This window comes from Yersinia vastinensis (genome assembly GCF_044905075.1).
In the GTDB taxonomy this organism is placed as follows: Bacteria; Pseudomonadota; Gammaproteobacteria; order Enterobacterales; family Enterobacteriaceae; genus Yersinia; species Yersinia vastinensis.
Map to the genome: position 1 here is coordinate 4,102,921 of NZ_CP173260.1, position 14,103 is coordinate 4,117,023.

Sequence of the window (14,103 nt, forward strand, 5' to 3'; positions counted from 1 at the left end):
ATAAAAGCAGCAATTCCTTTTAAATCGAACGAAAAGGCGAAGGCCGGACTCGCACATGCCAATCAACTAACTGATTTCAATATTTTTTATTTATAGCGCTAGGTATTTGTACCCGCACTTGTACCCACAAATGACGATCCGTACAAAAATCAGACACAGCCAGCGTGCACAAAGCCATATCAATACAACACCAATATAGCGACCAAGACAAGGGCTAAGCAGGTAAGAATGTTTTCTTCAGAGGAACCAAAAGTTTGGTCTCAATATCAACTTGCTCGTAATTTTCAATGAGCGCCCGAACTAGATCATCAAGTGTCCAAAGAGTCAGAGGAATCGTCGAGCGATCGGCCTCATAGCGAGCATCTTTACTAAAGCCGCCGGTACTGACATAGAGTCCACGATCATCTTTATGACGACCACCAATAAAGCTACGAATTTGTTGGCTTCCCATCTGCTCTCTACGATGTTTCACCTCAACGATAATGCGCGGATTTTCGAAACCAAATCCATCAGGCGAAGCAATGATATCCTTACCGCGATCGGCTCCTGCTGGAGAAACCTGCGTTTTATAACCCATGCTGCGTAAGACTCCAGCAACAAGATTTTGCATCTCATCCCAATCGAGAGAATTGATTCGATCTTTAATGCCCTCAAACGCCAGCATTTCCATATCACGGAGTGGATCAGAAATCACTTCATCTTCATCCAGTGTAATGGAAGTCTGAGTAACAGCATCAGCTGCGGGTTTCTTATCCTGTAGCAGCTCTTCTAATGCATATTCCGGAAGCTGGAAAACAGTAAGCGTGGAACCCAATGTATTTTTGGTTGCGGTAGACAGCCTGTCACGCTCAATCTCTTCTCCGTTCCATTTGACCTGCCGGGCAATCCCCATTCCATCTTCAATCCATTCGGGATGATACTGGAAGTCGGATATTACTTTACCTAACAGGTAAGTACGGTTAGCAGGAGAATATGTAATGACCCAGTCACCTTTCTGAATTTCATTCACAAAACGCCAGACTTGCGATGCACCCGAACGGGCAGTCCCCAGCTTGGTTAACGGATCGGCTTCCTGATATAACGCGAGTAGCTGCGCTCGGGACAGACCAGGTTTAACCAAGGGAGCCAGCTGCGGCCAACCAATACCTACGATTTGTCTATCGCGAAAGTCATCATAGAGCTTGCCGCCATCGCCGCGAATCATCCACATTCTGTTAGCCATACCCGTCCCTTCAAGAAGAAAAGAAATTACGACGGATCATATGCTTGTTATCCAAGGGCGTCAAAACTCTCCGTAACTATTACGCTAGCATTCCCGGGTAGTGTTTAGCGATGATGTCGTTCATCCTCTCAACCAACTCCAAGCGCTTGAAGATCAAGTGCACCGTCCCCTTCTGAAAGTAACGAATACTGAAGAACTCATCTTCGTAAACCTCCTTCGCCGAGTTATCACGAATATGTTCCATCAATCGAGTAGAGATATCGCCACGATTGTCAGGGATAGGTTTACCATCCAGCAGGAACAGCATTCTCTCCAAGTCAGCCAGTTGGTCTCGCCGCCAGCCCCAGTTAAGACTGAATCCCCAGCGGTTATGCTTCACCAGGTTGTTAATGATGATCTTCTTACCGAACCTGCAGGGACTATTAGTTTTATAATCCCATGACAATCCTCTGAAAACATTGATGATCCCACGCTCAAATACATCTATTTTATTCAGATGCAACCGCTCAAAGGTACTGAGGATATTCGCCTCGCTGATTGCAGGAAGCTCCCCCTCCTCTAGGTTCTTATGCCACTGATCGCGAGCCTGAGCATCCATCAAGGCCATCATGCCAGACTTCAACATTAAATTGCGCCAGATACTGCGATCGATATTGCGAGTGATCGCAGGCATCGCTTTATCAGCCTTTTCTGTCAGCCAACTGTCGTAGCGGTGTCCAGCCTTCATCGCCCAGTCTTGCGCTGTACCACCGCCGATTTCTGAGGTTAACCGGGAAATAGCATCAAGCTGCTCGATGATTTGTGTAATCTGCATCAGTGCAGAATCGCGACCAGTGACAATGCGCTCGATACTGGTCGAAAGGATGAGTTCATTGTGTTCCGTCAACACGTCGGGTTCTGTTTGCATCGCTAATCGTCCATAAAAGCAAACACGCCTGCCGGGAGTGGCAGGCGCATTATGCGATGAATAAAAAGAGTGGAAAGTGCAGAGATAAAAATCAGGAATGAGGATCGAAAAATTTACGTATTCATCAGCCCGGTAGCACGTCTTGCTCTGAGAATATCGGTAGCAGTCAGGAATGGTGTCTGCTCCTGCCATGTGAAACCCTTACGATCAGTGCGCACCAGTTCATAGCGTTCCACCAGGAAATTCACTGCATCAGCAAGTGTTATTCCCGCTTCAATATGTTCCTGAATGGCCGCGTCGTTGTGGAATGGCGTGTCGTTAAACGTCAGTCCGTAATGGTGATCCAGCAGATACGTTAACAGTTGCTGCCAGACCTGCACGGGCGACAGGCGAGCCGAAACCGGCACCGTGGCCGGTACAGATGAAATGTGCATGAGTTGAATCCTGATAATAGAAGAAGAGAGAAGGTGTTATTGGGTTGGATAAATAGAAATGTAAACGTAGCCGCAACTACCACGGGTATCAGCTATGCAGGTTAAACTCGCAAGCTGAATGGTCACCTGATGTTGCTGGTGTGGATTTAGCTCACCGGAATGCAGCATTGCTTCCAGTTGATCTATAAACAGTGGGAAAGCCTGATCCAGTTTCTGTAATTGCTCCGGGCTAAAGCTCCCCGTCAACCCAGCCCTGTCAGCTAGGTAATGCAGCCGGTTACCTTCCTGAACCAATCTTGCGCCAAATTGTGGGGTGATATCGCTTTGTAAACCCCATTCATGAGGTGGTGTTAATGGCATGAAAACCTCCGTTTAAAGCAACCCCTGCTCAGCAAAAGAAACCACTTCATTCCCAACCACAAGATGATCCAGCACTCGCACTTCGACCAGTGCCAACGCTTTTACAATCTGCTGAGTAACATGTTTGTCCTGCTGGCTGATTTCTGTCGTACCTGACGGATGGTTGTGCGCCAGAATTACTGCAGCGGCGTTGTGGCGCAGAGCCGCTTTCACCAGCTCACGGGGATGTACTTCGGTATGGTTGATGGAGCCTGTAAACAACGCTTCGTGCCCCAGCAGGCAATGTTGGTTATCAAGGTACATCACGAGAAATACCTCCCGCTCCTCGCTAGCCAGTTGTAACTGTACCCAGCTTTTAGCAACACTGGTGGCGGTAAACTGTTCACCCGGCTGGCGTTGATATTTCTCCAGCAAGCGCAGGGCTCGCCGGATAATGCGCTGCTCGTTTGCCGGGAATACCGGGGATAGATGAAGTGCAGACATATCAGTTCCTTAAAACACTAAGCCCCGCCGGTTTATCGACAGGGCCTGAAGGGAGTGAGGGCAAAAAGATTCATGAAGCAAGCTGCAGCATATTCTCGGCCATCACCCACAGAGCGCGGTTAAGCTTCACATCACCGTCGATACCTTTTACAGCACGAGTGTGGGCACGTTTGCCTTTGGTCGTTCGCCCTGACAGCCCGCCTTTAATCAGGTTTTCCTGAATACGCTGGTAAGTGGTCCACAGGTCATTGTTTTCGTCCTGCCAGCGGCGGGGGGAAAGGATCTGCGATTCCGTTACCGGCTGATGCTCTTCACCAAAGCGATAGGTTAATGCTGCTTTTGCCATCGCCTGTTGAGCGGGTGGTGGTAACAGCAGCGACTGCATGGCATCGCGCTTCTCTTCCACTCGGTCAAATATCCCCAGTATTTCGTAAGCCCCTTCAATGGCTTTCTCCACCACATTGCCTTTATGCGGCACGCGCACCTCACCAAAACTCTCACCGCAAATCAGTCCATTTTGGCAAACCGATCTAAATAGCCCCGGCAACATCTGGTATGAACTGGAACCGTCATGGCTGTTAAGCAGAATGATTTCTGGCACCTGCTTACCGGTGATTTGGCCTTCGCGGCGCAGGCGCAGCATGTGTTTGGTGTGTTCACGCTTGCTCTGATCTCGGACGCGGGTCTGGCAGGCAAAGAACGGCTGGAATCCTTCACGTTGCAGGTTATCGAGCAGGGTAATGGTCGGGATGTAGGTGTACCGGTCGCTACGTGATTCATGCTTTTCTTCACTAAAGACACTCGGTACGTAATGCGCCAGTTCATCACGGGTTAGCGGGCGGTCGCGGCGTACAAGATTGACCGCACCAAAGCGGCTGGCTAATCGAGTCATGGTTAGTTCCTTATTCAGAGATTAAAAACGAAAAGGCCATGCTTCCCGAAGGGAGCATGGCCTGATGTGTAGTGAGGAGATTGTGTTAAGTTAAGGTTTGGCAGATGCATAGCTAAGCCAGTTATGATGACTTATTCCCGGCAACCGATACTGACAGTGGCTGGTAATACTGTGCGTCGAAAACGGACAGTGGCAGCCTAACCTGATGGCCGTTGCGCTCTTCGGTCGCCTTCATGATTTCAACGGCACTGACGTTTTCAACACATTCATGCTCCAGAAAAGCCTCCTGAGAACGGGTAGCGTCGCTATCGCCAAAGGGGGCAACGTCCATGGTTCCCGTCGCCAGCGTGTTGCCCGCCTTGTCTTTCAGCCTCAGCGAAACAGACAGTGGGCCAAAACCCACACCGCTACCACCATCATCCAGACGGAACTGATACGCGCAGATATTACCGGGAGTCCACACGGTATCGGTGTTGCGGATGCTGATATAGCGTTGTTCGTCAGCATAAGCGGATGACAGGTGGCACAGCATTAAACCGGCGATGACAGGTAAGGCTTTAACAAATTGGCTCATGGGTGGCGCGATTTTGCGGTAAATAGGCTTTGCCCATACCCTTGCCGTCGTGAGAGCCGGTATCGCAATAACCTTCTGATAATCCTTTTCCATCGATCTTTGCCTTTAGTGGTATTGAGAAGAAGTCAGCAGTTTCCTGTGCGGCGACATAATTCAGCGAGACTTTGCTGTGCCACCCATTGCTGGAGCTTTCGGTCTTCTTCCGAACGTTTAGCAGCCAAAACGGCCTGCTGTTGTTTATTCACGCAGTTATCCGGCATGACCATAACTACCTGTGGGCTGAATTGCTGCCTGATTTTAGCCAGCTCGTTTTCCACATTATCGACGCGAGGATAGCCATAGAGAACATTCTGCTCGGCCTCGTCTCTTGCCCAGAATTTGTTATCAATAATGGCGAAATAACATCCATTTCCGTTATTCTCTCCCTGGTAGACCATTTCAATATCGTTGTAATTACCGCTAAGTGGATTCAATTTCAGCTGACGGATGGTGTGATCTTTCTTGTCAGCCAGGAAAATTGCACCGCCGCCACGGACACGTAGCAGAAACTGTTTCGTCCACGGGTAGTTATCAATCACGCTGGCTTGATAGAGCATGTTGTGCAGCTTATTGTCATCCATGCCATCGGCGGATTTCCAACCGTCAGCCTGCATGTATTGCCAGGCTTTGACTGTGCCGACGGTGTTTCCAGCGTTAGCCGGAAAAACAGCACCAAGGCAAAAACTGGCGGCCAGCACTGTAGTGGTAAGCAATTTCATCGTGATTATTCCTTCTGAGGTATAAGCCCGCCGTCAGTTGCGACAAGCAATGAATGGAAAAAGCGAAAGTGGGGTAAAGCCTGAAGAAAATCCGGGTGAGAGAGGATGTCGCGCATCACTATATCCGGGGCGAAGCTGCCGTTGTGGAGCGTGACCGCCCGAATATCGGTCAGGGGAAAAACGGCAATCCGGGCCTGATGCTCACCCGTCAGATACCACTCGCCCTCACGCAGAACCAAGCGATAGGGAGCAAGGTCTGTGCAGCGACAACCGCTTCCCAGTAGCGTCACCTTCCGGTGTTCCGATACTGCGCTCACCAGTCGTGTGAACACGTCCAAGTCTGGGGATGACGCTTGGGCCACTCCCTGCCAGATAAGGCAGGGAGACTCACCAGGACCGCTCAACAGTGAAGCGACTAGATGGTTATCCATACCAGGAAACAGTGCTTCAACGCCCGACTGGCGGGCAAATGTCATCACAGCCAGCTCTCTCTGGCGGCCGCCGGACAGCAAGCGACACTGACCCTTGCGATACTCTAGATCCAGATACATCAGCCGTTCCCGAAAGTCCCGGCGCAGGGTACGAACCGACACGCCAAATTCAGTTGCCAACGTTCGCAAATCCAGCGTTTCACCCGCCACCAGACGGCTGATAATTAACGACAGCCTGACGGCAAGCCGGTCATGACGGCGTTCAGCCTGAGTCATGAGACAGGTTCTCCAGTGAGATAATTAGCTGAAAATAAAACAGTTATTTTAACGAGGGGCAGGGACAGGGAATGGACACAAGAAGACGTATTTTTTACTGTTGCCGAACTCAACTGTGACGGGGCTTAGAGAGAAAACATACCAAATTCGATAGCTTATAAAACGTCATAACGGACAGGGTATGTCCCTAAGATAACGGCAGGTGCGCCAGCTCAGAAGAAAATCCAGTCCCAAACGGCACGGGCAACGGATACCACGGCCTCGCGGACGGTACGAATGATCGCTTTTAGTGGTGCGGGAATAAATGATGCCGCTTCCGCAGAATCAAATACCTCCCCCACGGCATTGCCAAAACCCTCACGCGCCTGCTTTTTTACCGGTTCACTGCATAACCTCCCGTGCAGTTGCGTCGCCAGAGGGCTGGTGGCACGGTCAGGCAGGCAACGCATCATGGTTTCGACCATTGACGGTAGATTCCATTCTGTCCTTGCTGAAACAGCGCACACTGGATGGCTCGGTGAAAACAGCTGGCGAATGGAGTCCAGCTTGGACTCGATATTAGCCAGCTGGTGCGGTGATGGCGTATTGCTGGTGGCGTTCCATTCATGGCAAGGTTCGATTTTGTCGACCTGGTTAATGACAAACAGTATTCGCTGTTGGTAGCCCGTCATCACCCGTCGGTAGAAACGTTCATCGATGGAGAAAGCACGATCATCGGCTTTGATGATCCACAGAATAAGATCCAGCCCAGGTAAGACTTGGCGATACAGATATTCATATTCTTTATCTCGTTGCTCGCTCTCGCCTACTCCGGGTAGATCTACCAATATCAGGCTATGTTCACCACTGCTCAGCCGCAATCGCAGTACCTCACGGGTGCAGGCTTGGACATCACTGACGGGCGTGACCTCACCTTGGAACAGCGCATTGCACAGGCTACTTTTCCCGGCCCCTGTTTTGCCCATAATGCCGATGATCGGCTCGTAGTGAGTGAGCTTTTGAATATGATCAAGAATATGTTTGCCGATAGCGTGGGGGAGTGATGCCAGCGGCTTTTCGATAGCCTGCAAACTTTCTGATTTTTTCATGAAACGACCTCAGACAGAAAAACAAAACCCTCGAGCCTGAATGGTTTCGGGGGTGATTCACAGAGATAATATCTGTCTGAATTTTTTTTGAATATTATTATTTCTTTGCAATTTTATTTTTGTATGCAACCTTAATTGCATGTTCAACTACCTTGTCGTTCGATATGCATCCGTCCAAAGCCAAAGTCCTTAACATTAGATGAGTATCTTCAGAAATGTAGATATTAAGTGGCTTTAGTTTTTTAGTTACTTTGTTTTTCAATCTATTTTTTTGTGTCGCCCATGCACTTTTGAACTTAATTTTAAATAAACTTACAGTATCAGGTGACTCTGAGTTTTTCTTTTTCCATTCGAAGTATAGGGCGTAGCACCATGCAAGAGTTTCGTCTCTAGCATTACCACAAACACGCATACCTGAAGATGGAATATGCTTCTCTAGATAACCTTTTAACCAACCATAAACATCATTTTCTTGAGAGTGAAAATCACTAAAAATATTTTCATGCTCAATTAATTTAGCCCATTCTATTGCTTTAGATTTCATAAACTCCTTAGGTGTTATACTAAGTGGCCAGCTGTGAATTACCTTTCTGATATTCTGTATCCTGACAAGATGATCGGGCGGTAAAGAATCTGGAGACAAAATATCAAGAACCCCCGTTCCCAACGTCATTCCTTGCGTTTTAGAATATAATTCACATGCCAACCACAGGCTCGCACGAGCATCACTTTTAAACCATCCAAGATCAACTTCCGTAGGGAAGGAAAATGATTGATAGCTTTCCACCTCAGCAAAGAAATTGTCTAAATCCTGCTCATTATGACCAAGAGACTGGCAGTGTTTTCTGACACGTTCGAGATAGGTGCGATAATTCTTATCACCTGTATGTGATGGGCAATTAATATTGTATCTCTGTAGTGCATTTTCCAGGATTTTTATCATCTCACCATCATTACGAACTACCCGAACCATTTTCAATCTCCCACACCAATAAAATCACTTAGTGATTTACAGTAATTTTAAGTCACATATCATTTTGTTTTACAGGCATTTCACATTTATTTCAAGTGAAAAAATTTGCCGTGATCATGGTCTAATGTTACGCAATCACTGGATGCATTGGTATCTGAGTGGTGATTCTATTACAAAAATTTAGCTACAGGAACGTCTATCAGGGCGTGGAGCAGTTCAAGGATAAGACAGTCATATCCACAAATTCAGGGTGACTCAAAAGTTAGTAAGAACAAAACTGCGGTACTATTACTTTTTTGATGGCATATTCGGTCTATGATCTTGTTGCCAGTTCGTATCCTCCGTCGAGCGTGATTTTCCATCATCCTCGATTATCGCCTCAGAAAAGGGGGTTATGCTGTAAGCAGCCATGATAGGGAATTAAGGTTAATTAATATTATTAAAAGAAGTACATATACCTATCACCTCCCGTATACGTTAAAGATGATAAGCATGTACTGGATAAACCTATCGACTTATCCAAGTAAAAATTACAGGACTACATCTTCCTTTGAATCACTACTGAGGAAGAAAAATGAAAAGACCATATAACGCCAACCCAAAGTATGAAATGGATGGTCTATTGCTGACTGATATTAATATGCATATGGAGGCGATGTTCCAGCGTTTTGCAAAATTACTACCTTTCAGGATCGACTTTGCGTATAAAAAGAGCTCAGCAAGCTTTGGTCATGCCTGCAAACATTCAATGTATAACGAAGTCCTAATATTGATTAAAGAGTTCGGAAAACACCTTCCGATTGTGGGCTATTACTGGGTGATAGAGTACACGAAGAGAAAAGGACTGCACGTCCATTTTGTTTGCTATCTAAATGGGCAGTTTCAGAACTGTCATTATCCTATATCCCGAGCGATGGGGAATATTTGGAAACAAGTAACAGATAATGATGGATGTCATCACCTTTGCGTCCCTAAAGATATTTACGAAGTCAAAATTGGCAAGGTTATCCGACATTTTGATACGGACGAGATCGATGATTTGCGTTATGTGATTAGCTATCTGGCTAAATGTGAGCAAAAGGAAAATGGCATCATCGCGGGTAAAAGTGAGATACCGGTAAAAAGCAACCGAGGTAGACCACGCATACGCTGAACAACCTTCACTGACTTTTTACAGATCCCCCGGTTGGTATGTTGGAGCTGGCATGAGTAATCATCAACCACGACTCCGGCTAACCCAAATGCTACCGGAGAACTCAATCATGACCATCAAACCTTCCTTACTTGAAGACCAATTTGTCGATATGGCATTTATCACCAGTCTTACCGGCTTAACCGATAAGTGGTTCTATAAGCTTATTAAAGATGGTGTCTTTCCGAAACCCATCAAGTTGGGGCGCAGTTCCCGCTGGCTACAAAGCGAAATAGAGTCCTGGTTGCAGGAGCGTATCAGCCAGTCTCGTCAGTAATCACCTTTCTGAAAACCATCAGCGTCATCTCCCCAAAGCACAGTATGACGCTAGTTTTAACACAGCACATACGGATAATTCCCCCATGCAAGATACAATCGCTCGCTATGATTTTTTACTCAAAACTTACCAAAGCTGGCTTACTGACTTGACCAAACTGACTGTCAGGCATGGAATATGCCATCAGAATATTTATCCCAGCCATTACCTTACGCTGTCCACACTTTACTTCCCGGATACCGGCCCTGTACCTGGGATCGTGCCACAGTGCTTGTATCGAATGATCTATAACAAAACCAAACCAGAGCCACTGAGTATTCAAAATGATTTACGTCTTAGCCTGGAGACTGACGGGCAGCTACTTTTTACTCACGGGGGCCTAGAAGGCGTATTGCTTAGCGAGTGCGTCAGACTCAAACAACGCTCACTTGCCAACAAACTGATAAGTCTGCTTCAGCAGTTCAATAACTTGGAATATCGTCATAAGCTTGTTTGGCTTTTCTGGTATGACCGTATGCTCGGAGCGTCTCTTGATGACTGGCTGGAGAACCTTAAGAAAATGAATGACGAAGAATTCTGCTTTTGGCTGTTGCAGCGTCAGGAAGAAAACTCAGAGTTAACCCATTTGATGGATGAATATGTGAACTTTACGTACTACTGATGTGCTCCTGACTTGCCCCACGTGTTCATTTTTCGGTGCGCTAAAGATGTACAAGCTCACTTTGTCTGCCAAATTAGTGTGATATTCTTTCCAGAAATCCTGTTGTATCCACGATATAAGGCGATGATTGATGGAGCAGTCTCTCAATTTTGAAATGTTGCGTAGCCAGTGGCCAGAGCTAGCTGAACTCGGATGTATGGCTGAACGATATATTCATTCCGATCCTGAAAGCTGTCTTGTGAAGCTACGCAACTACACCGAATTGATGGTCCGCTGGTTGTATCGTCAGGAGCGTTTACCGGAAGGTTTCAAGGCAAATCTGTACGACCTGATGAACGCCGATGTGTTTGCCAGCATGATGCCGGAAGCGATCGTCATGAAGATGGATGCACTGCGTATCCATGGTAACCGTGCTGCACATGGTGGGCGTATTAAAGCCAAAGATACTTACTGGTTGCTCAAAGAAGCATACCTATTAGGGGTTTGGCTGTATGTCCGTTATGCAAATGGCAACGTTGATCACAGTCCTAAATTTTCTCTTCCTCCGCTGACTCAATCTCCAAGTCGTGCAGATGAAAAACATCTGAAAGATGCAATCAAGGCACAGGATGAAAGCCGTGAGCGTGAGTTGGCGTTACAACGCGCCTTACAGCAGGAGCAGGAAAAAGCTGAGATCCTCACTCAGCGTTTGAATGAAGCCAGAACCCGCAACCAGCACGTTGCCGATATCCTCTCCATCGATGAAGCAGAAACCCGCCGTCGTCTGATCGACTCTAGGCTACTTGCTGCTGGCTGGGACGTTGGGGATGAACTTAAGAATACCGATCAGGTCACTCAGGAACATCTAGTTAAAGAGCAGCCCACTTCAACCGGTGATGGCTATGCTGACTATGTATTGTGGGATGAAGCACATAAACCACTGGCAGTTGTGGAAGCAAAAAAAGCCAGTGTGAGCGCCGAACAAGGTCGAATTCAAGCCCGGCTATATGCAGACTGGCTGGAGAAAGAATACGGGCAGCGCCCCGTTATCTTCTACACCAATGGTTACGATATCTGGCTTTGGGATGACAATAAAACCCACGGATACCCACCGCGTCGGATATTTGGTTTCTATGGCAAAGAAAGCCTGCAATATCTTATCCAACAGCGTGAAACACGTTTACCATTAAACAGTATACCGCACGTTAAAGACAACGAAGGTAAGGCGGTTGCAGGCCGCCTATACCAGCTTGAAACCATTGCCCGCGTCAGTGAACGTTTCACCAACAAGTATCGTCAGTCATTGATTGTTCAGGCCACCGGTACTGGTAAAACCCGAGTAGCGATTGCACTTAGCAAGCTAATGATTGATGCCCGCTGGGTAAAACGAGTCCTGTTCCTTTGTGATCGTAGAGAGTTACGTAAACAGGCAGCAAATGCCTTCAATCAGTTTACCAACGAGCCGCTGTATGTAGTTGGCAAGTCGAAGAAAGAAGATAGGCAGAATGCAAGGATCTACATCGCTACGTATCCCGGCATGATGAAAATTATGGATCATTTCGATGTAGGCTATTTCGATCTGATCATTGCCGACGAATCCCATCGTTCTATCTATAACGTCTATGGCGATGTGTTTAAGTACTTTGATGCGCTCCAAATCGGCCTGACAGCAACGCCGATTGATATGGTGAGTAAGACCACCTTCGGCCTGTTTGGTTGTGAGGGACGTATCCCTACGGCGAACTACAGCCTTGAGGATGCCATTGCTGACAACAACCTAGTTCCCTATGAGGTAGTTACTCACACCACCGAATTTTTGCGCGAAGGCATTAAGCGAGAAAAATTGAGCGACCAGCAAATCCGCGAGCTGGAAGAGCAAGGAATTGATCCCAACACTCTGGAGTTTGAAGGTAAGTCGTTGGATGAGGCGATCTACAACAAAGATACCAACCGCCATATTCTGCGTAATCTAATGGAAAATGGCCTGAAAGACGCAGATGGGCAGCTTCCCGGTAAGACGATTATTTTCGCCCGTAACCACAAACACGCGCTGCTGCTGAATAAGCTATTTGACGAAATGTATCCGCAGTTTGCCGGGCACTTCTGTCAGGTTATCGATAACTACGATCCTCGTGCAGAACAGCTTATCGATGATTTTAAAGGACTGGATGAAAGCACCAATAAAGAGCTGACCATTGCTATCTCCGTCGATATGCTTGATACCGGTATTGATGTCCCGGAAATTGTGAATCTGGTCTTTGCCAAACCGGTCAAATCGAAAGTGAAGTTCTGGCAGATGATTGGGCGTGGTACGCGCCTCTGCTCGGGGCTGTACGGCAACGATGAGAACGGTAAACCGCTGGATAAACAGAAATTTCGCATCTTCGATCATTGGGGCAATTTCGAGTATCACGAACTTCATACCGAAGAAGCCGAAGTTAAACCAACGAAATCGCTGGCGCAAAAACGCTTCGAGGCATGGGTAATTTTGGGAGCAGCAGCGCAGCGTAAGTTCGACAAACAAGCTGTAGATTTGGTAGCTCGTCAACTTCTTGAACAGATCAATGCGTTGGATGAAAAGTCGATTGCTGTGCAGGAAAAATGGCAACAAAAAGCGCAGTACAGCGATGAAAAATTGCTGCGTCAGCTTTCACCAAAAACACAGCAGGATCTGCTTTCTATTTTGGCACCGTTAATGCAATGGCTGGATGTACGCGGACAAAGCGACGCCATGCGCTTTGATATGGACATCCTTGCGGCGCAAACCGCTCGATATACCAACCCGGAAGAGCTAGACGTACTTTGGCCGGAAATCGTGGAAAAAATAGAGCGCTTACCGCCACATTTGGCGCAGGTACAGCAGCAGGGTCAGCGGATTAATCAGCTCCATGATTTAAGCTGGTGGAAGCAGGCCAGTCTGGAAGAGCTGGAAGATATTCGCATTCACCTGCGCGGCATAATGCACCTGATGGAAAAAGATCCAACGCCGCAATTCAGTTCGTTGCAGGTGGATATCACCGAGGATGCAGACCAGATTCAGACGGAAACCCGCAAAACTAATGTTCGCTCCATTGATTTCAAACTTTATCGCCAGCAGGTTCAGGGTGCTCTGGAACCACTGTTCCAGCAAAATCCGGTGCTGAAGAAAATTCGCAACGGCGAACCGGTAACGCAAAGTGAGCTGGATGAACTGGCAAAACTGGTGCTGATTCAGAATCCCAACGTTGATATCCGAGCTCTGAAAGAGTTCTACCCGCAGGCAACCGCCAGCCTAGATAAACTGTTACGCACCATCATCGGGATGGACAGCGATGCGGTAGAGGTACGTTTTGCGCAATTCGCCGCCGATAACAGCCTGACCAGCCCGCAACTGCGTTTCCTCTCGTTGCTGAAAAACCATATCCGTGATTATGGCACTATCGAGATGAAGCAGCTCTTTGAACAACCTTTCACACATATTCACCAAGGAGGCGTCGCGGGCGTATTCCCGGATGTGGCACAAATCACCCGCTTGCAAAAGATAGTCGAAGAGCTGGGTGTCGTGACCGACACGGCAACGGTATAATGCGTTCATGACAAGCCCTGGCAGCGGGGCT

Annotated in this window: 15 protein-coding genes; 4 read left to right on the forward strand and 11 right to left on the reverse strand. The window is 47.5% G+C overall.

Going from position 1 to position 14,103, the window contains the following annotated elements; genetic code table 11:
• Positions 1-214 precede the first annotated feature (214 nt).
• The 11 genes from ACIOG0_RS18945 to ACIOG0_RS18995 form a co-directional block, all read right to left on the reverse strand.
• Positions 215-1,222: a restriction endonuclease gene (locus ACIOG0_RS18945; RefSeq protein ID WP_404704888.1), complete on the reverse strand. Its 1,008-nt coding sequence runs from the start codon at positions 1,220-1,222 to the stop codon at positions 215-217.
• 79 nt (positions 1,223-1,301) lie between these two features.
• Positions 1,302-2,129 (reverse strand): DUF4942 domain-containing protein, encoded by an 828-nt coding sequence (locus tag ACIOG0_RS18950; RefSeq protein ID WP_404704889.1) that lies wholly within the window; start codon positions 2,127-2,129, stop codon positions 1,302-1,304.
• A gap of 113 nt (positions 2,130-2,242) precedes the next feature.
• Positions 2,243-2,563 carry a TA system toxin CbtA family protein gene (locus ACIOG0_RS18955; protein WP_404704890.1) on the reverse strand — a complete coding sequence of 107 codons (321 nt, stop codon included), beginning with the start codon at positions 2,561-2,563 and terminating at the stop codon, positions 2,243-2,245.
• A gap of 36 nt (positions 2,564-2,599) precedes the next feature.
• A complete protein-coding gene (locus tag ACIOG0_RS18960) occupies positions 2,600-2,923 on the reverse strand; it encodes a type IV toxin-antitoxin system YeeU family antitoxin (protein WP_404704891.1) in 324 nt (107 codons plus the stop codon).
• A 12-nt stretch (positions 2,924-2,935) separates the two neighbouring features.
• Entirely contained in the window at positions 2,936-3,406 is a 471-nt protein-coding gene (radC, locus tag ACIOG0_RS18965; protein WP_404704892.1) for a RadC family protein, read from the reverse strand.
• 70 nt (positions 3,407-3,476) lie between these two features.
• The gene (locus ACIOG0_RS18970; protein ID WP_404704893.1) at positions 3,477-4,298 is read right to left on the reverse strand and encodes a DUF932 domain-containing protein; all 822 of its coding nucleotides are present in this window, start codon (positions 4,296-4,298) and stop codon (positions 3,477-3,479) included.
• 121 nt (positions 4,299-4,419) lie between these two features.
• A complete protein-coding gene (locus ACIOG0_RS18975) occupies positions 4,420-4,872 on the reverse strand; it encodes an IrmA family protein (protein ID WP_404705059.1) in 453 nt (150 codons plus the stop codon).
• A 125-nt stretch (positions 4,873-4,997) separates the two neighbouring features.
• Positions 4,998-5,630, reverse strand: a complete 633-nt coding sequence (locus ACIOG0_RS18980) for a hypothetical protein (RefSeq protein WP_404704894.1) — start codon at positions 5,628-5,630, stop codon at positions 4,998-5,000.
• 5 nt (positions 5,631-5,635) lie between these two features.
• On the reverse strand, positions 5,636-6,337 hold the full coding sequence (locus ACIOG0_RS18985; protein WP_404704895.1) for a helix-turn-helix transcriptional regulator: 702 nt from the start codon (positions 6,335-6,337) through the stop codon (positions 5,636-5,638).
• A gap of 212 nt (positions 6,338-6,549) precedes the next feature.
• Positions 6,550-7,425 (reverse strand): GTPase family protein, encoded by an 876-nt coding sequence (locus ACIOG0_RS18990; RefSeq protein ID WP_404704896.1) that lies wholly within the window; start codon positions 7,423-7,425, stop codon positions 6,550-6,552.
• 97 nt (positions 7,426-7,522) lie between these two features.
• On the reverse strand, positions 7,523-8,398 hold the full coding sequence (locus tag ACIOG0_RS18995) for a hypothetical protein (RefSeq protein ID WP_404704897.1): 876 nt from the start codon (positions 8,396-8,398) through the stop codon (positions 7,523-7,525).
• Between the two features lie 574 nt (positions 8,399-8,972).
• Between ACIOG0_RS18995 and ACIOG0_RS19000 the strand changes: the two genes are divergently transcribed.
• The 4 genes from ACIOG0_RS19000 to ACIOG0_RS19015 all read left to right on the forward strand — a co-directional run bounded on the left by ACIOG0_RS19000 (position 8,973) and on the right by ACIOG0_RS19015 (position 14,072).
• Positions 8,973-9,551 carry a hypothetical protein gene (locus ACIOG0_RS19000; protein ID WP_404704898.1) on the forward strand — a complete coding sequence of 193 codons (579 nt, stop codon included), beginning with the start codon at positions 8,973-8,975 and terminating at the stop codon, positions 9,549-9,551.
• Positions 9,552-9,660: 109 nt separating this feature from the next.
• Positions 9,661-9,867, forward strand: coding sequence for an AlpA family transcriptional regulator (locus tag ACIOG0_RS19005; RefSeq protein ID WP_021807839.1), 207 nt, complete (start codon positions 9,661-9,663; stop codon positions 9,865-9,867).
• A gap of 85 nt (positions 9,868-9,952) precedes the next feature.
• Positions 9,953-10,528 (forward strand): hypothetical protein, encoded by a 576-nt coding sequence (locus ACIOG0_RS19010; RefSeq protein WP_211134702.1) that lies wholly within the window; start codon positions 9,953-9,955, stop codon positions 10,526-10,528.
• 130 nt (positions 10,529-10,658) lie between these two features.
• The gene (locus tag ACIOG0_RS19015) at positions 10,659-14,072 is read left to right on the forward strand and encodes a DEAD/DEAH box helicase family protein (RefSeq protein WP_404704899.1); all 3,414 of its coding nucleotides are present in this window, start codon (positions 10,659-10,661) and stop codon (positions 14,070-14,072) included.
• Positions 14,073-14,103: the final 31 nt, after the last annotated feature.